At 58.3% G+C, this 16,634-nt stretch carries 16 protein-coding genes; 4 read left to right on the plus strand and 12 right to left on the minus strand.

The annotated features are described in order from the left end of the window. The first annotated feature begins 11 nt into the window (after positions 1 to 11). From ACP15P_RS09050 to ACP15P_RS09065, 4 genes are all read left to right on the plus strand, one after another. Positions 12 to 293, plus strand: coding sequence for a hypothetical protein (locus ACP15P_RS09050; protein ID WP_234170501.1), 282 nt, complete (start codon positions 12 to 14; stop codon positions 291 to 293). Positions 294 to 467: 174 nt separating this feature from the next. After that, positions 468 to 1,058, plus strand: coding sequence for a hypothetical protein (locus tag ACP15P_RS09055; protein WP_424928134.1), 591 nt, complete (start codon positions 468 to 470; stop codon positions 1,056 to 1,058). Beyond that, positions 1,045 to 2,853 carry a relaxase/mobilization nuclease domain-containing protein gene (locus tag ACP15P_RS09060; RefSeq protein WP_424928135.1) on the plus strand — a complete coding sequence of 603 codons (1,809 nt, stop codon included), beginning with the start codon at positions 1,045 to 1,047 and terminating at the stop codon, positions 2,851 to 2,853. The genes ACP15P_RS09055 and ACP15P_RS09060 overlap by 14 nt, the downstream gene beginning before the upstream one ends. Beyond that, positions 2,846 to 4,738, plus strand: coding sequence for a type IV secretory system conjugative DNA transfer family protein (locus ACP15P_RS09065; RefSeq protein ID WP_424928136.1), 1,893 nt, complete (start codon positions 2,846 to 2,848; stop codon positions 4,736 to 4,738). The genes ACP15P_RS09060 and ACP15P_RS09065 overlap by 8 nt, the downstream gene beginning before the upstream one ends. Before the next feature lie 94 nt (positions 4,739 to 4,832). Here ACP15P_RS09065 and ACP15P_RS09070 read toward each other — a convergent pair whose 3' ends face one another. From ACP15P_RS09070 to ACP15P_RS09125, 12 genes are all read right to left on the minus strand, one after another. Next, positions 4,833 to 6,860, minus strand: coding sequence for an ATP-binding protein (locus tag ACP15P_RS09070; protein WP_424928137.1), 2,028 nt, complete (start codon positions 6,858 to 6,860; stop codon positions 4,833 to 4,835). A 224-nt stretch (positions 6,861 to 7,084) separates the two neighbouring features. After that, complete coding sequence (locus tag ACP15P_RS09075) at positions 7,085 to 8,083, minus strand: TrbL/VirB6 family protein (RefSeq protein ID WP_424928138.1); 999 nt, start codon at positions 8,081 to 8,083, stop codon at positions 7,085 to 7,087. A gap of 21 nt (positions 8,084 to 8,104) precedes the next feature. Then, positions 8,105 to 8,281, minus strand: a complete 177-nt coding sequence (locus tag ACP15P_RS09080; RefSeq protein WP_424928139.1) for a DUF4177 domain-containing protein — start codon at positions 8,279 to 8,281, stop codon at positions 8,105 to 8,107. Continuing rightward, positions 8,274 to 9,269 (minus strand): ATPase, T2SS/T4P/T4SS family, encoded by a 996-nt coding sequence (locus tag ACP15P_RS09085; RefSeq protein ID WP_424928140.1) that lies wholly within the window; start codon positions 9,267 to 9,269, stop codon positions 8,274 to 8,276. The genes ACP15P_RS09080 and ACP15P_RS09085 overlap by 8 nt, the downstream gene beginning before the upstream one ends. A gap of 2 nt (positions 9,270 to 9,271) precedes the next feature. Beyond that, positions 9,272 to 10,585, minus strand: coding sequence for a TraB/TrbI/VirB10 family type IV secretion system protein (locus ACP15P_RS09090; RefSeq protein WP_054462367.1), 1,314 nt, complete (start codon positions 10,583 to 10,585; stop codon positions 9,272 to 9,274). Continuing rightward, complete coding sequence (locus ACP15P_RS09095) at positions 10,578 to 11,273, minus strand: TrbG/VirB9 family P-type conjugative transfer protein (RefSeq protein ID WP_424928141.1); 696 nt, start codon at positions 11,271 to 11,273, stop codon at positions 10,578 to 10,580. The genes ACP15P_RS09090 and ACP15P_RS09095 overlap by 8 nt, the downstream gene beginning before the upstream one ends. Before the next feature lie 3 nt (positions 11,274 to 11,276). Beyond that, the gene (locus ACP15P_RS09100) at positions 11,277 to 11,927 is read right to left on the minus strand and encodes a VirB8 family type IV secretion system protein (protein WP_424928142.1); all 651 of its coding nucleotides are present in this window, start codon (positions 11,925 to 11,927) and stop codon (positions 11,277 to 11,279) included. A 4-nt stretch (positions 11,928 to 11,931) separates the two neighbouring features. Then, a complete protein-coding gene (locus tag ACP15P_RS09105) occupies positions 11,932 to 12,711 on the minus strand; it encodes a type IV secretion system protein (RefSeq protein ID WP_424928143.1) in 780 nt (259 codons plus the stop codon). Beyond that, on the minus strand, positions 12,708 to 13,856 hold the full coding sequence (locus ACP15P_RS09110) for a lytic transglycosylase domain-containing protein (protein WP_424928144.1): 1,149 nt from the start codon (positions 13,854 to 13,856) through the stop codon (positions 12,708 to 12,710). The genes ACP15P_RS09105 and ACP15P_RS09110 overlap by 4 nt, the downstream gene beginning before the upstream one ends. Continuing rightward, positions 13,849 to 14,007 (minus strand): hypothetical protein, encoded by a 159-nt coding sequence (locus ACP15P_RS09115; RefSeq protein WP_424928145.1) that lies wholly within the window; start codon positions 14,005 to 14,007, stop codon positions 13,849 to 13,851. Before ACP15P_RS09115 ends, ACP15P_RS09110 begins: the two co-directional genes overlap by 8 nt. After that, entirely contained in the window at positions 14,000 to 16,366 is a 2,367-nt protein-coding gene (locus tag ACP15P_RS09120; protein ID WP_424928146.1) for a VirB4 family type IV secretion/conjugal transfer ATPase, read from the minus strand. Before ACP15P_RS09120 ends, ACP15P_RS09115 begins: the two co-directional genes overlap by 8 nt. Then, entirely contained in the window at positions 16,356 to 16,634 is a 279-nt protein-coding gene (locus ACP15P_RS09125) for a VirB3 family type IV secretion system protein (protein WP_348487738.1), read from the minus strand. Before ACP15P_RS09125 ends, ACP15P_RS09120 begins: the two co-directional genes overlap by 11 nt.

Below are 16,634 nucleotides of genomic sequence, written 5' to 3' on the forward strand. Positions count from 1 at the left end.
AAAGGTTTGCCATGAAATACTCTGACATCAGGCAGGCGGCCCGAGAGGGTCGCGCCAGTGTGCACCTACATGGGTTTTGCAATCTGCCCGACGGCGGTCAGGAGTATTGTGATGATCCAGCACTGATTGATGGCTGGGCGATCTATGTCCGAGTTGAGACACCGAACGATCCTCAGCAACCCTTTGATCTGCACGAGCTGCCCGATCATCAAACCTATACCAGCGCCGAAGGCGCGGCCCGCGCAATAGCACTGCAATTGCTTGGTGATGCTGAGGCATGGAACCACGATTAGTGGTGCCATGCCTTGCGCCAGTGGCCGGGCTCTGCCCGGCGGTCGCAGCCTATGGCTGCTCCAAACGGAATACAGGTAGTTGATGCAATATTATAATATTGAATCAATTATGGCGAAATGCCATAACAGGGCTGCCTGTATGATGCTGGCAAGAAATAGGGGTGATTACTTCACATGGGCCGACCACGCGCACCACGGCACAAGCGACTGACGCAGAACCAGCGTTTTGCCATCGTGCGCAAGCGTACCGAAGGGGTGCCGATCGAGGATCTGGCCCGCGAATTCGGCGTCACGACCCGCAGCATCTTCTACACGTTGAAGGCCGATCAAAGTCGCAAGTTGGATGCCCGCGTGCGCTCTGAGCTGGTGAATGTCCGGCTCACGCCAAAGGAGCTTGCGGGCTTCGATGCCGTGCTGACGCGGCATGATATTGCCAGCCGTGCCGAGGGGCTGCGGCGGCTGATCCATGCGTCGAACGATCTGTTTGTTCCCGATGATGAACTAGTGAACCAGATGCAGGGGCTCTCTGCCTCACTCAATCGCACCGGCAACAATATCAACCAAATTGCGCAGCGCCTGAACGAGGCCAAGCGCCAGGGCAAGACGCCGCCCTATGGCAATTCCGCCCATGCTCAGGTCCGCGCTTTGGCCGAGCTGATCTTCGACATCGCTGACCAGGTTCAAGACATGGCGCAGCGCCGACGTAGCGCACTTTCGGGTGAGGTTGCCCGCGTTCTGGGAGGCTTTGCCGATGGCTCGGAATAGTGCCATTGCCGCCGCGCAGGAGGCCTTCTTCGATCGCGACTGGAGCCGCATTCGCGGAAGTGTGCCGCGAGCCCGCGCCAAGCAGATGGCACGCGCGGCCATGGGTCATTCACCCGCCATCTTCAAAGCCATTCGCGATGGCGGCACGCACAACAAAGCGCAGCTGCGCAACCAGCTGGAATACCTGACCACAAAGTCGAGCTTCATCATCGACAGCCGTGGCACCTATGACGGCCAGAGCGTTCTGTCAGCCAAAGAGATCGAACAGGTCACGCACCGGTTTTCAGCGCAGTGGAGTGAGGGGTTTCATCCCAAGCTGGGGCACACTTCGCATCTGTTGATGGCCTTCCCGATTGGCACGCATGGCGAGGATGTCGCCGAGATCACGCGCGAGATTTGCGAGCGTTTCTTTCAGGGCGAAGGCAGCCACTTCGACTACATCGCAGCCGTGCATGAGGACCGGGATCACCCGCACGCGCATATCGTCCTGAACCGGCGCAGCAAGGACGGTGAATTCTTCTTTCTGAAAGAAGGGCACCATTTCAACTACGACAGTTTTCGCGAAGCGATGGTGGAGGTGTCGGACCGCTATGGGCTGCGGCTTGAGGCGACGCGAAAGCTGGAGCGAGGGATCACGACGAAGAGGCCAAGCGATGCAGACCAGCGCCGCGCAGAAGCCACGGGGCAGAAGCTGACCGAGCGTGAGCGCGTGGGGCCGGAGCTTGACCGTGCCTTGGCTGAGGTGGCGCAGAACGCGCGGCTTTATCGCGGCTTAGCGGCCGAGGCCTCGCGCGAGAACCAGCATGACATTGCAGCAGCCTTGGACAAGGCCGCGACGCTATTGGAGCAGGGCAAACCGATTGAAGCAGATGGAAAGGTATATGGCATGGCCGAAGAACAGCATTCGTTTGATGAGGTCGTGGATGCCTTTCACGACAAGATCAACCAAGCCGAGCGCATTGTGGCGGACGCCCCGGTGGAGCGGCGTGCGGCGCTGGAGCATGAGCTGAACGACATCTATCGCTCTTTGTCACATCTGAGTCCTATGGGAACGCAGTCCCACACGTTGCTCGAAGACGCGTCCAAAAGTGGGATCTATTCAGCTGCGAATATACGGGCTGAGGCCCAAGGCGCTTTGCAGAATCCAGCTCTGGCAGAACGTCTTCAGCAGGCTTTGAACGGCACCGGAATTGACGCGCAAGAGGTGACGCGCCGGGTTGAAATCGGCGCGGGCAATGCCGCGCTCGAGCGGCAATGGCTTGGACAGGATTTGAATGCGATTGCCGAAAAGGAAGGCTTTGACCTGTCACGCGCCGATGAGTTGGAGAAGGCGATCGACCGCCTTGACCAGGTGCACAGTGATCTGGGCCGTGTGTTGGCAGATGCCGAGGTTCTTAAAGACAGTGGGACGGTGGAGACCGACCGGCAGGAAGCCATCATCGACCGGCTGCCGCCGACCACTGCAGAAATCCTGATTCGTATGAGGGACGATCCAACCGTAGATCCATTCCGAAACGATCAGGAACGCGAGACCTTGCGTGCTGAGATGGAGGAACTGGTCAGTGAAGAGGGCACCCCGGACTTGGCGATTGGCGATGAGACCGCTCTGGAGGAACATATCGAAGACCGCCTGGACCGGCTCTATGCGGCTAAGGCTTATCTGCAGAGCGATGCCGCTCTGGCGAACAGCGTGGCGATCGAGCACGTCCTCGATGAGATCGCCAATGAAGAAATTGATGTTCAACGCGAGCGGCATGTCGATAGCGATGGCGAAAAGGGCGTGACGCATGGGTAAGGCGCGGATCGCACTTGGCGTCATGTGCTTTGCTCTTCTGGGCGCGGTGCTAGGGTATGTTCTGGCGTCGGCCTTTCTGACGTTCCGCTGGTTCGGGGTTGGGGCGGATATCGATTTCCTGATGCTGGCACGCAGCTATGGGGTTCTCCGAACGACCCATCAGGCCGACATGCAGATTGTTCACTTGATCGTGGGGATCAGCACTTGCGCGGGTGTTTTGCTCAGCGCTGTATTGATGAATGACGCGCTGACCGAATTTGGTGAAACCCACTGGCAGCACATGTCAGAGATGAAGCGGAACGGCTTTTTCGGCAAGCCTGGCCACGGCTTTGTCCTCGGCAAAATGGGTAAGCCTAAGAGTCGCAAACCCTTCGTGATGTCCAAGGTGTTCCCCCATGCCCTGATCGTCGCCCCGACCGGACGCGGCAAAACGACGGGTTTCGTCATCCCGAACCTGCTTACCTATCAGGGCAGCGCGGTGGTGTTGGACGTGAAGGGTGAGAACTTCGAGGCGACGGCGCGCCACAGGGCCGCACAGGGCGACAAGGTGTTCCGGTTCGCGCCAACAGATTGGAAGGATGGTCGCTCTCACCGGTACAATCCTTTGCTGCGCATATCGGCGCTGGAAAACGTCGACCGTCAGCAGATGGAGCTGCAACTTCTGGCTTCGCTGTTCCTGCAAGCAGATAACGACCGCGTCCAAGGACTCCTCGATGGCGGTATCGATCTATTCGTGGCGGCAGGACTTTTGGCGTTCGAGCGCAAGCGGCCGACCCTGGGTGAGATTTACCGCATCACCGCGTCGGGCGGGGACAAGCAGAAGGAATACCGCCGCCGCGCCGATGAAGTGGTCAACCCAGCCGCCAAGCTGATCTTCATGCGCATGGCCTCAACCAACAACGACACGTTAACGTCCTACCTGTCGCTCTTGATGACATCTGGCCTCAAACAATGGTCCAACCCCGCCATCGACCGTGCAACCGCAACCTCAGACTTCGACTTCCGCGACATCCGAAAAACGCCGTTTTCGGTCTATCTCGTGGTCGAACCGCTGATGGTGAAACCGCTCGCGCCGCTTATCCGTCTGTTCTTCTCGGACTTGTTGGCATCGCTGCAAGATCATGAACCCGGCAAGGACGAGCCTTGGCCTGTGATGATCATGCTCGATGAGTTCAACCGCTTGGGCAAAATGCCCATCGTTCTGGACAGCATCGAAACCCTGCGATCTTACCGGGCGAACCTCGCGATCGTCACACAGACGATCCCGGCGCTGGACGAAATCTACGGTGAAAACGCCCGCCGCGCCTTGCAGGGCAACGCGGGTATCAAGCTCTATCTGACCCCCTCAGACGAAAAGACCATCGAAGAGCTCAGCAAGGCCGTTGGCAAAACAACCAAGCGCGTTGTGACCCGCTCGCGTTCTGTCGGCCGAAACCCTTTCGCTGGTCGCAGCATGTCTGAACGGACTGAAGAAACCGCGCTCCTACCCGAGGATGAGGCACGGCGCATGGATCTTGATGACATTGTTCTGGTCGTCGACGCGCAAATGCCCGTCCGCGCCAAGCGGATCAAATACTATGACGACAGGTTCTTTAAGCAGATTTTCGACAAGCAGACCGGCGATCTACCTTATCCCTCGGCAGGAGACCAGATGCGCGGGCTGCAAGGGCAGATCAAGGCACTGGAGGCAAAGATCGGAGAGCTTGAGTTGCCGAAGGTGGTGCCAGTTGGTGGTTCCGCAGGCGGTGGGAAACTGCGAGAAGAGGTCGAAGACCTTGTCAGCGAACAGCGGGAAGTAACGTCGGACGACACGCCTAGCCGGGGCGAGTATCAGGCTGGGACAGATCGAATGGAGAGATTTTTGGAGGAGGCAGCTCGGGGATGAGATGGGAGAGCAGACACTCACCGCGGCCGCACGAAAAAAGAAGGGCATGAGAAAGGAAACCGGGAAAAACGGCTTCAATTCGATAGGCCGCCCTTCAATTTTCAGCCACTTCCGGCTCTAGCTCTTCAGCGTGCTCTTCTGCTACTCCAACAAGATGCTTCTCGTAAGTCTTCTTGAGGTATTTTAAGGCACTGTCCGTATCGACGTTGGCATTTAGTTTATCCTGCACAAACTTCATTCGCGACTTGCATGCATCCAGAACCTCCGCCCAGCTTTTCACCCACACCTCCACCATGCCATCATCAGACGCATAGATACGACCAGGTGGACAGTTTAGCTGACGGGTCTTCCTCTTGGCGCTGGCGTCCAGTTCATTGGAAACTACCCAGAAGCTCCATCGCGTATTCAAATGTCGAAAACGCTCATCCTCGATCACAGCGAATGCATAGTCTTCGATCTGATTGATCTCTGCTGAACCTATTTTGCAACTAGGTCTTTTTAGTTCCACAATGAGATGCTCACATTCGCCTTCCCGACGCTGTGGAAGCGCCCTGGACAACATCAAGTCGACGATGCCCACCTTTCCATCCACCCGAGTAACGGGGCGATCGATGACGGTATCCTTTCCGATTATCTTTTGGTGCTTCCGTAGCACCTCGGTCAGCGACTGGTCATCGACGGTCAGGTTGAACTCTTCTCCGAATATCCATGTGTTGTTTTCGGCGATTAAGCGGTGCAGTTGGCTGCGCTCTTTGAGGTGCTTTTTCGTATCAGGGTGAAATATCAGCGCTTCTAACCCGGTAGCGAACCTGAGCCGATCAGATACCAACCTCGCGGCGCTGATAACGTTGGCTAGATCGGCTTCTTCAAGCAGCTTGGACATTTCCTTCTGGGTTTTTGGCGGAAGCTCCAGAACTTCAGTTAAAATATGTTGTAGCTCGTCGGGGCCTTTCTCGATGGCCTGTCTGAGCATACGCATCTGGAACGCCCTACTCTTGGAACTTTGAATCTTGAAATCCGGAAGGTGCTTGTTGACGTTAAGCGCGACAATATCGAAGACCTTGCGTTCAGCCTCTTCGACGGGGGATTGCGGCTCGATCCTATAGGGGTAGACCTCTTCTTCTTTCCACTGCTGAATCTCTGTTTGCGCCGCCTCCGCGTCCTTGTTTTCAAAGTGCCGTTTAATGACTTCGGCGGCAGCATCCTGTGCTTCTGATAGTGCCGGTGCGATCATCTCGGCTAGTTCCAGTTCACCGCGTTCCTGAAGCTCATCGATGAAGCTGGATTTTAAGTAAGCTGAAAACTGGTGTCCGGGCGCGTGGAAACGTGGCTTGACACGTTGGAACGGAAAACCGTGCTGCCCACATAGGAAGAACCAGCGTTCGGTTGATGTCTTCCACTCAATAAGATCAAGGGAAACTGGGTAGGCCTTGGCGTTGTCGCCTTCACCTTCGATGATAGGGTCTAGGTCGATGCTGACCTTCTCTTTGATGGCTTTGTTCGGGTCCAACTTGTCGGTCTCGACAAAAATCGACACCTCCTTATAGTCCGTCAAATAAAGCGCAAAGACCTCGGACAGCGACTGTACCGATCTTTCCGGTTCGAGGGACCGATAGTTCTTATCGAGCTCGGCCACTTTGACTTCCACGCCGGTGCCAAGAGCAGGATCGGCCTCTTCTGGTTCAGTCACACGAACATCGACAAGATCATCCCGTAGAAGGGAAACCTTGTATCCGAGCAGTTTGCCTTTGCCGTCTTCGTCCCTGTAGCGCACAATCCACTCAGCCGATCGCCCGAGCGCCAAAGCCTTCAAGCGACCTTTACCTTCCTTGCCGTGCAGGATTCGCTTCTTGCCCCTAGAGCGGCTTCCGTGGCGCTTCCAAGACCCGCCGATGCTACCGAAGAGTTGCTTGATTTCCTCGTGTGGAATGCCGTGGCCGTTGTCCCGGACAGTGATTGAGCGCATGCTGATATCATCATTCTCAATTTCGATGTCCACGCGAGTGGCATCAGCATCGACTGAGTTCCATATCAATTCCGACAAAGCCTTGATGGCGTCTGCGCTTGCTAGCTTTTTAAGGTGGTCCTTTTCGACCTGCACTCTGAAATGGGCGTCCGCCATGAAATTATCTGGCCTCATAGTTCTTTCTTAAATCTCGAATATCCTAACCTGTCTTTTGCGGATAGACCAACTTTTCAAGCAACCCCGAGTTGAAGCTAAGACCAGGTGCCACCTCCACGGATTTCGAGGCTGCTCTCATGGGCTGCAGTTGCAAAGATTGTCTGCTTCGAAAGGCCGTGTTGAGGTCTCCGACTTTCTCGACGCAAAGTGGCTTTGGGCCAGTTTTACTCCAACCGCTTCGCCCGTTCAGCAACCTTCTGAACCATTGAAACAGTAGCTCCGCCCGCCTGCCGTATTCCGGCTCCCGCGATCTCGGCGTTTGATCTGGTCCCAAACCGAGCACGAGCCCGCGAGCCCTTGGTGCCGATCAAGCCCTTGGCGAACCCGGCAGGACCGGGAATGCTCGGCGGTCCGGCCATCATGAAGTTGCCTGAGATAGAGCGTACGATCAGCGGAGTGGCGATGATCATGCCGCCTGCGAGAAACATCATCATGAAGAAGGGCACCAGTGCGCCGATGTTGCTCGCGCCTGAGGGGTCACCGAGTTCGGTCATCAGCGAGCGCGACATGCCGACGACAGTGGAAAACACGCCCGCGATCACGAGGGGGTAGAGCGCGTAGGATACTGTGCTGGACAGCCAACGGTGGAAATAGTCCTTGCTGACATCGAACAACGAAAGCGCGATCATGATTGGGGCGATGCCGATCATGAACGCCAGCATGATTTTCGCGAAAATCAGAACAAGCCCGCATAGCGCGCCGATGACGCCCAATAGGAATGCCCCGATCGCGCCGATCAGGGCTCCGGCCATCCAATGCATGTTGTCACCGGCCACGTTTAGGTAGTCGCCAAATTCCTCGATGAGTTCGTCGAAGGCCTCGGCAAAGTAGGATGCACCGGCACCGCCGCCTCCAAGCCCTGCCACCATGCCGCCCGCGAGTTGGTCGAGCCCATCGATCAGCGCGCTGGCTACTGCGTTGAATTGGACCCAGTTCATCGCAAATAGAGAGATGAGCATGAGCTTGAGGGCGAACCAGAAGGCGGTCCGCCCATCCATCGACTTGTACTGAAACACCATGTTGAGGAAGACGCCGATCACCGCGAGCGTCGATGCCACGGCAATGACGCCGCCAAGCTGCCCGGCGACGTTGCCAAAGGTGGTTTGGGCCGCGTCGTCCAGAAAGTTGTCGGTTGTCTCAACCATCCAGGTGACGACGCCCATCGTGTCCTCCTTAGGTTGGCTTTAGGCGCTCGCGCCCGTACGCCGCTTCAGGAAGGCCTTCAGGATGTGTTCGCCGTCAAAATCCGGCACGACCGAGACTAGTTCCCAGCCGTCCTGACCAAGAGCAGTCAGCTGCGCTTCGATCTTTAGTGCCTTTGTCTTGGCGGTGTTGATCAGTTCGATCTTGTATTCAAACATGGGCAGTTTCCTTTGAATGGGCCGGATCAATCGGCAGGTAAAATTCTGTAATGCCGCGCGCGCCTTCGTGGCGACCGGCCTGGATGATCACATCGATCGAGCGGGTGATGTAATCGTTCATGTCCTGGTAGGTCATGGGCACGTCGGTTTTCAGGGCGGCGATGGCGAGGCGCTGAACAGCAAGTTGCGGTGTTTCAGCGTGCAGCGTGGTGAGTGAGCCACCATGGCCGGTGTTTATGGCCTCAAGGAAGGTCATGGCCTCCTTGCCGCGCACTTCGCCCAGGACGATGCGGTCTGGCCGCATGCGAAGGGTGGAAGTCAGTAGGACATCAGCGCTGCGCGTGGCTTCATCGCGATCAGACATCAGCGTCACGACATTGGGCTGCGTCGGTCGCAGCTCCGCGGCCTCTTCAATCGTGATGACCCGCTCGTCGGCGGGCACGAAGGAGAGGATCTTGCGCGCCGTGACGGTCTTGCCGGTCGAGGTTCCGCCGGACACTATCATATTGAGCTTGTGAGTGACGCAAAACTTGATTGCGGCGTCGATGTCACCCGTGACCACGACATCGCGCAGCTCGGCGTTACGCTTGCGTCTTGCACCTTCATTGTTGCGTTCTTTGCCGAAGAGATAAGACAGTTTGATCTGGTCCAATGGTAGGTCCGCAAAGAACCGCAGGGAAATCGCGTAACCGCCATCAACGGCGGGGGGCTGGATGACCTGCGCCCGGATTGGGCGGTCACGGTAGGTAATGCTGACCGAGACGATGGGTTTCGTTCGGCTGAGCGTGGTGTTCGCGGCGGAAGCAACCTGATTGCCAAGGTCCTTGATCTCGTTCTGCGTGAGCCGCCGATTGACGGGCCGCATAAAGTGATCCCCCTGAAACTCGGCCCACAACTTGCCGTCGGGATTGATGCAAAGCTCGATCAGCTTCGGATCACGCGCCTCGGGGATCTTGTCCATCGAGCTTTGCAGATAGCTGGCCGCCATGATCAAAAAATCTCCAGATCACGATCGACCATCACGGTGACACGGGCACCTTGATCGACATAGATCACGGGCGAGACGGAGAGATATTCGCCAATCACGCTTTGCGCGCTGTCTTGCAGGTCTTCGCCAATGCCTTCCAAGACATCAGAGGCTATCTCATCTTCGGTATTCTGGGCTGCCACGGCGGGCAAGGCTCCGATCAGCGAAATCAGGGCGGCTGACCCGAACCGAGTGCCAAAGCGGCTGTCGACAAAGCCGGTCGTGCCAGACCGCCCCAGTTCGTCGCCACCAAAAGCACTGATTTCAACGGTCTGGTTGCTGGGCAGAATGATCCGGTCCCAGGCGATCGTCACGCGTTGTTGCGCGATGTCGAGGCCAGATTGATACCGCCCGATCAGACGTGCGCCTCGAGGGATCAGGATCCGCGAGCCGTCATAGGCGTGGACATCTTCCGATACCATGGCGCGGACCTGACCGGTGAGCGAGCTGTCGATTGCGGTCTCCAGCACCGCCTGGATCATCGTGCCCTGAACTACTGTGTTTGCCGGATTCACGATCAACTGGGCTTGCGTCACCTCGGCGGGTTCAGCGCCATTGCGGACAAAGTCTGTGTCGCCATCAAGTCGCCGCTGCTGCGCAGCGGTTTCATTGTTGCCGCCTCCGGTGCCGCCAAAGGCGATGATAGGACTGGCGATGCGGGCTTGGAGTTCCTCAAGTTCTGCTTGCCGCCGCCGCTCGAGCTCTTGAAGGCGCAGTTCTTCGGCCGTGGGGCCGGTTGGTGCGGGAGTGCGCGCGGTTTCCAGGCGTGCAAGTTCCAGATCGTTCTGCAGTCGCTGGATTTGTCGGGCACGTTCTTCCAGTTCTTCGCGCAAAGCGGCCTGAGTTGCAGCGGCCTCACTGCGCAGGGCATCGATCTCTGCACCCAAAGTATCAAGCGCCTCCGTGTCAACGGCAGGGGTCTCGGGTGCTGGCGCGTTGCGCAGTGCTTCAAGTTCAGACCGCATGGCGTCCATTTGCGCGCGCAGCTCTTCCGTCTCGCTGTCTGGTTCCAGCTCTGGCGGTGGCGAAGTGTCTATCGGTGCAGGGGGTGACTCTATCGCGCCAAAACCCGGTCCCGCTGCTTGGAACTCATCCGGTGAGGCTGTTTCCAGGCTATCGGGTTCAGAGCCGCCAGAGAACAACAGCAAGAGGCCGCCAAGTGCGGCGATTGCCGCAATGCCTAGGGCAATCGTGCCAGCAGAAGGTCGCGATTTTTGGTTTTGTGGTTTTCCTTCAAGCGCTTCGAGGCGCTTCTTAAGCTCAGCTGTTTCACTCATCGGGATTTGCCTCGCTCATCTCTTGGATGCAAATCTCGTCCTCGCCGAGCCTGAGAACCCATCGATCGCTGACACCTGACACGCGGATCACTCCATCCGGTCGCGCGAGCGCATTCACGCTGCGCTCATTGCCAGCCGACCAGCGAAAGATCGCAGGCAGCGGCGCGTTTGCGGCAAAGCGGAAGTAGGTGAAGGTGCCGTCGTCCCAGATTTCACGCGGAGTGATCTCGGACCGTGCGCTGACGCCATAGGCGTGGTTGGCAGGTTGGCTTGCCGCCACACGCGATTGCTGGGGAGCGGACTCCGGATAGGTGAAGCGGATGACATAGAAAGTCGGCGAGCTCGCCTCGGTGACGTTGAAATAATAGCTTCGCCGGTTGGTGTAGACGGTGATGTTTGTATGCGCGCCGCGTGTGACGGGCTTGATTGCAAAGGCCTGGCCACCAGGCACGCCGTCCAGAAGGAAGCCCTCGGTGTCGCCCGCAATGATCGAGCGGATGGTCTCGCCCTGGCTGAATTCAATGCTGGTCACGTGGGTCAGGCTGGTGCGGATGCGGTAGACCTGCCCATCCTGATACGTGGCGAGCCTGACCCGGGCATCATAGGGGCCTTGTCGGGGCTGGGTTTCGGCATTGGCGGTGCCAGCAAGAGGTGCAACGAGGGCGAGGATCAAGAACAGGCGGCGCATGGGTTACTCCAAACGATCCGAGCGGATCGCATATTCGGTGACAGTGAAGCCGAAAGGATTCTGCCAGACATCATCGATCGACCGGCTGTTCTCGGGCCGAAACTCAAACATCAGCGTTGCGGTGAAGAGCCCGTTTTGAGTGCCGCGCGGTGAGTTGAGCCGCTTGCGAAGACGCACCTGGGCACGGTTGGCGCTGATATGGGTGATCGATAGAACCTCGACATCAAGACGGGCATCTGTGCCGTAGCTGTCCGGCGGATAGGCCTCATGGCCGCTTGTCCAAAGCGCCCGCAACCCTGCGGCGGCCGCGCCGTCCGACTGTTCCAGGACCCGCCGCACGCGCACGTCATTGTCGAGCTGATTGTATGTCTCTCGATCAATGACATAGCGGTAGACCTGTGCCTCGATGATAGCGGGGCGTTCCGTGAGTGAGACCGCTTCAACCACGGCATTGGGGAGGGCCATGCCGGTTTCGCTATCAAAGGGCACGATCATGGGCGGCGGGTCCACGTCGAACAGGGCAACAAGGGCAGCGGCGAGGCAACCTGCCATGCCAAAGCCCATGCCTGTTAGCCCCAGTTTCTGCCACATGAGCTCGCGTCGTCGTGCGCCGTAGACGAGCTCTTCTTCGATGATTTCTGCCTCGCTGTTCATGGGGTCAGTCCGCACGCAGGTCTGGAAGGGTAAAGTCCATGTAGCGGCGTTCTTCGGCCAGCGTGGCGGCATCCACCACGCCGGATTGGCCCGCGCCGACGGTCTGTATGGCTTCGAGTTCCCACATGCGCGTCATGGCAATCGCCAGTTCGGCTGTAACGCGTGTGTTGTGATCGACAGCCTCCTTGAGCGTTTCCATGTCCGGGATCAATGAGACTAGCTGTTCGACCCGTTCGAAGGATTGCGCGGCCTCTTCATAGCTGTTTTCAGCGGCTGCAGACATGACGGCCCCGGTGCCTGCCTGACTGGCAATGCGCTCCGCCCCTGGATTGCCACTGCTGGCCATGTCGGACAGGCTGTCTTGGTCAAAACCTGCGTCCTCCAAGGCTTGCGTCATGCGTCCTTCCATCTGAGGGCCTGCATTGCCAATCAGGCCGCTGAAATCGCCGTTCTGGATTTGCCGGATGGTGCCAAGAAGATCGCCGAATTCCTGATCGAGGAGGCCGTCTAGGTCTTCGCCCATGGCCATCTCGATGATGTCTGTCGCGCCGGTCAGCGCGGCATAGGTCTCATTGAGCGTGTCGAGTTGCTGTTGCACCAGGTCGAGTTGTTCGAGAAGTGTGTCGAGCTGATCGGTCTGGATCCCGAAGTCCTCCAGCATCTGCTGCAGCTGGCGAATTTCCTGCGCGATGTTGCGTGTATCGACTGTGGGGACACCTTGGGCAGACAAGGGCGAGGCAACCAGCAACGCGCAAGTGGCAACGGTGGATAGAAAACGGATCATCGGAGTGCCTCCAGATCGAATTGCATGAAGTCTTGTTCGCGGGCCTGCGCGGCCGCCATGGCCAGCTCTGCCGCGCTGAGCGGGCGGGTATGGGCGGCCTTGAGGCGCGTGCGGATGGCGATCAGGCGGGCGAGTTCGGCCCGCGCATAGGTGTTGAGCGACATGGCCGCGTGAATGTCGTCGGTTTCGCCAATGCGGGTGATGATGTCCTGCACGCGCAGGGCGGCCGCTTGCACCGAGACCAGTGAGTAGTCGCCATAGACGCCTGCGCCGAAAGAGGTCAGGCTCATCGTGGAGTTGGCGAGCAAAACCGGATCAATGGTGCCAAGCGCGTCGACGCCACCCACGCGGGCAAGGTAGAGATTGTAGCGTTCGGGGATGACCTGAACGTAGTGTTGGGTCTCGGCAAATGGCGGCACGCCGCCGTAGCGCTGCACGTTGCCGGGACCGGCATTGTAGGCCGCGAGCCCGTGAATGATGTTGCCGTCAAACATGGTCAGCATCTGCGCCAGATAGCGCGCGCCACCGGTGACCTGGATGTAAGGGTTTTCGTAATAGGCCGGGTAAATCCCGAGATCCTGCGCCGTGCCGGGCATAATCTGGGTGAGGCCGAACGCGCCCACGGGGGAGCGCGCGCCGATGGTGAAGCGGCTTTCCTGCCAGATCAGCGCTTGCAACAGGCAGCGCCATTGCTTGGGCGACAGGCCCGCTGCGCGCACGCCAGATATGTGGTGCGTTTCTTGCGCGGCGCGAATGATCAGCTGTTCGATGGAGCCCGAGGCATCGCCGAACATCTGGCCCGCGCCGGGGTTTGGGTCGATCGGACCATAGAGCGTCTCTGCAGCGCTTTCAGGTGATGAACCAGCTTCCAAACTCGCGACAAGTGGGCCGGAATTCCCGCTGGCCAACGTCGTGGCATCGAGGATGTCTTCCAGTGCCTTGAGTTGTGCTTGCTCGAGCTCTTCAAGCTCTTCCTCTTTGGTCAAACGATCCCGCTGCAGCGCCAGATCTTGTTCGCCCTGCTGCAACACGCGCTCGCGCTGAAAGAACATGCCCGCATCAAATGTGGGCACGCCTTGGGCATGGGCCAATGGCGCGGCGAAACAGACCAAGCCCGCAAAGATATGCAGGCGGTGCTTACTCACCCAGGCCACCAATCGGCCCGAGTAGCTCGAAATTGCAGTTGCTGCGGCTGACCTCTGCAAAGGAGTTGAAGCATTCAGCTTCGGACGGCCGGTATTCCGCGCAGGCTGTCAGGGTCAAAAGGGCGAGGGTCAGCACGCAAAGTCTACGCATCAATCTGTCTCCAAAAATCGGGGTTTGGGCGATAATCTGCGCCGACCAGCGCCTCGCCTTTTTCCATGCCGCCAAGGATCGTGAGGTAAGGGCCAAGCGCGCTTAGATCAGCGTCGATCACCACCGAACCTTGGTCGTCGCGCACCAGCGCCAAACGGGAGTTGCTGCCCGTGCTGAACAGAACGCTGAGCTCTTTTTCAGAAAGGCCCAACATGGCGTAATCACTGGCCGAGGCGCGTATGTTGGGAAGCAGGAGCTGCGTTGGCACAGCCTCGACAATCGTTTTGCCGGTGCGGGTTTTCTCAAGCTGGCTTGCGTATTGGGTCATCATCACGACAACCGCGTTCTGTTTGCGTGCCGTGACCAGCCAGTTGCTCAGCCGGTCTGCGAAATAGGGATTGTCGAGTGCTTTCCAGGCCTCATCGATGATGATCAACGTCGGCTTGCGATCCTCGATAACACGCTCCACCCGCCGAAACAGGTAGGACAGGACCGCCATGCGTTCCTTCTCGCTCTCGCTGTCGAGAATGCCGGTCAGGTCGAATCCCACGACATCACCATCGAGCGAAAAGGTATCCTCAGAGCTTTGCCCGAAAATCCAACCGTAGCGGCCATCAGCGGTCCATTCCTGTATCCGTTCGAACAGATCCCCTTCATCTGCCCCCGCCACAAAGAGGGAGGCCAAATCCTGCCAATTGCGAAGGGCGGCATCGCTGGCTCCTGCGTTCTGGCGCACCACTTCCTGAATGCGGTTGATCTGGACCGGGCTCAGGGGCTTGTCGGAGCGATGCAAAAGGGTGGCCAACCAATCAGAAAGCCAGGCTTGCCCGCGCCCGTCGATTTCTGTGCGGAGCGGGTTGAGACCGGTTGCCTCGCCCGCTTTGATAGCGCTGTAGCGGCCGCCATTGGCGCGTACGGCCATTTCCATGCCCGCGCGATAGTCGAACACGAATACGCGTGCGTCGCAGCGCCGGGCTTGGGTCATGAGGAAGGCTGACAACACCGATTTTCCGGAGCCAGGACGGCCGAGGATCAATGTGTGTCCACCGGTCGGCTCTTTGTCCGGCTGACCTGTCTCGTGGTAATTGAACAGGAAACCCGAGCGTTCAGGCGTTGGAAACAGGGTGATCGGCTTGCCCCAAGGCACTTTGTGTCCGGGTTTGCCCAGTTGACCGCGATGCAGCGCTGCGAGGTCGGCAAAGTTCGTATTCGTGATGGCGGCCTTACGGCTACGCATTTGCCCGTTGCCAGGATGCTGAGCGAAATAATGGGTCCGAGCCGCGAAGCTCTCATTCACCAGATTTACGCCTTCACTGGCCGCGATGTTGCGCACCTCGGCTGCAATGGCCTCCAGCTTTTCTTCGGTCTCTGCAAAGATTGTGACCGTCATGTGATGATCGCCAAAGCTCAGCCGCTTGGATTCCAGATCGTCCAGCGCGTCGACCAGTTCTTCCGCAAGGGATATCGCGCCATCATCGCTTGCTTTCATCAAGCGCTGTTGCCGTTTGATCCGGCTGGCCATGATGTTGCTGTTGATCGGCGTGAAGGAATGAGTGACAACCATGTCGACGGGCAGGTTCAGCTCATCGAACATGGTGCAGTTGGTTTTGGCGGGATAGGTCTTGATTGCAAAGCTGGTGCCAAAACGCTTGCCCGCCATCCCATCGTCGAGCGTAAAGCCACGCCCCTGAAACGTGACGCGCGTGTTGGCTACATCTTCGGCAATGACGCCAAAGCGCGATTTTGCGAAGAGCGGCCGCTCTTGGCCGATGTTGAGCGCCCCAAGGAACCCGAGTAGCTCGCCGCTTTCGGCCCCAAGCAGATGTGGGTTCATTTCCGCAAAAGACGACAGCAAAAACCCGACGACCTCCTCGAGCTTGCGCAGTTGTTTGGCTGTTTGGTCCTTCATCTGTGCGATGGAGTCTGAACGTTTGAAGCGCAGCCGCGCGCCGAGGGGCGGACGTTTCAGTACCGTGAGCGTGAGAGTCTTGTCCCGCAGGCCTGCCCGCGCCATTGCCATTTGCCAACGGCTGTGCAGGGCCTGGGCAAACCCCTCTTTGGGCACTGGTGGCAAGGTGGTCTCGATCGCTTTTGAAACCTTGTGGACGTAGAAACTGTACTCTGGCCCAATCTGCGCAATGATCGCCGCGAAGAGCGCGCGGATCTTCTCCAGATGCGCGTCATCGCTGGTCATGCTGTTGACGCCATCAAGGCGAATGCACTGGAACAGGGCATTGCCGCGCGTGCGGATCGTCACGTCATTCACGAGGCTGACATAGGGCAGCATGCTGGCCATCGGGCGCTCTTTGCGCGCCCAGTCCGGCAGGATCGCAAGATCATCCGAGGGGTTATGGAGCATAGCTGTCCCCCGAATGGATCTTTCGATTTGACGTCGGGGGCGTTTCCTGCAGAGCGGTGACCATCACCTCAAGAAAGGCCGGATCCCAATCTGCCGCTTTCCAAAGCGCGGGATAGGCCAGAGCGGCGATGATGATCACCGGCCAGCTTTGAACCCAAAGAAACAGCAACACAAACCCGAAGAGCCAAACCATGGCATACATGATCGGCAAGCCGATGAGCTTTGGCGGCCGGATCAGGCCCAGGAAGAGGCGGGTTTGCGTTGCCAT

The organism is Amaricoccus tamworthensis (assembly GCF_049800875.1).
GTDB lineage: Bacteria > Pseudomonadota > Alphaproteobacteria > Rhodobacterales > Rhodobacteraceae > Amaricoccus > Amaricoccus tamworthensis.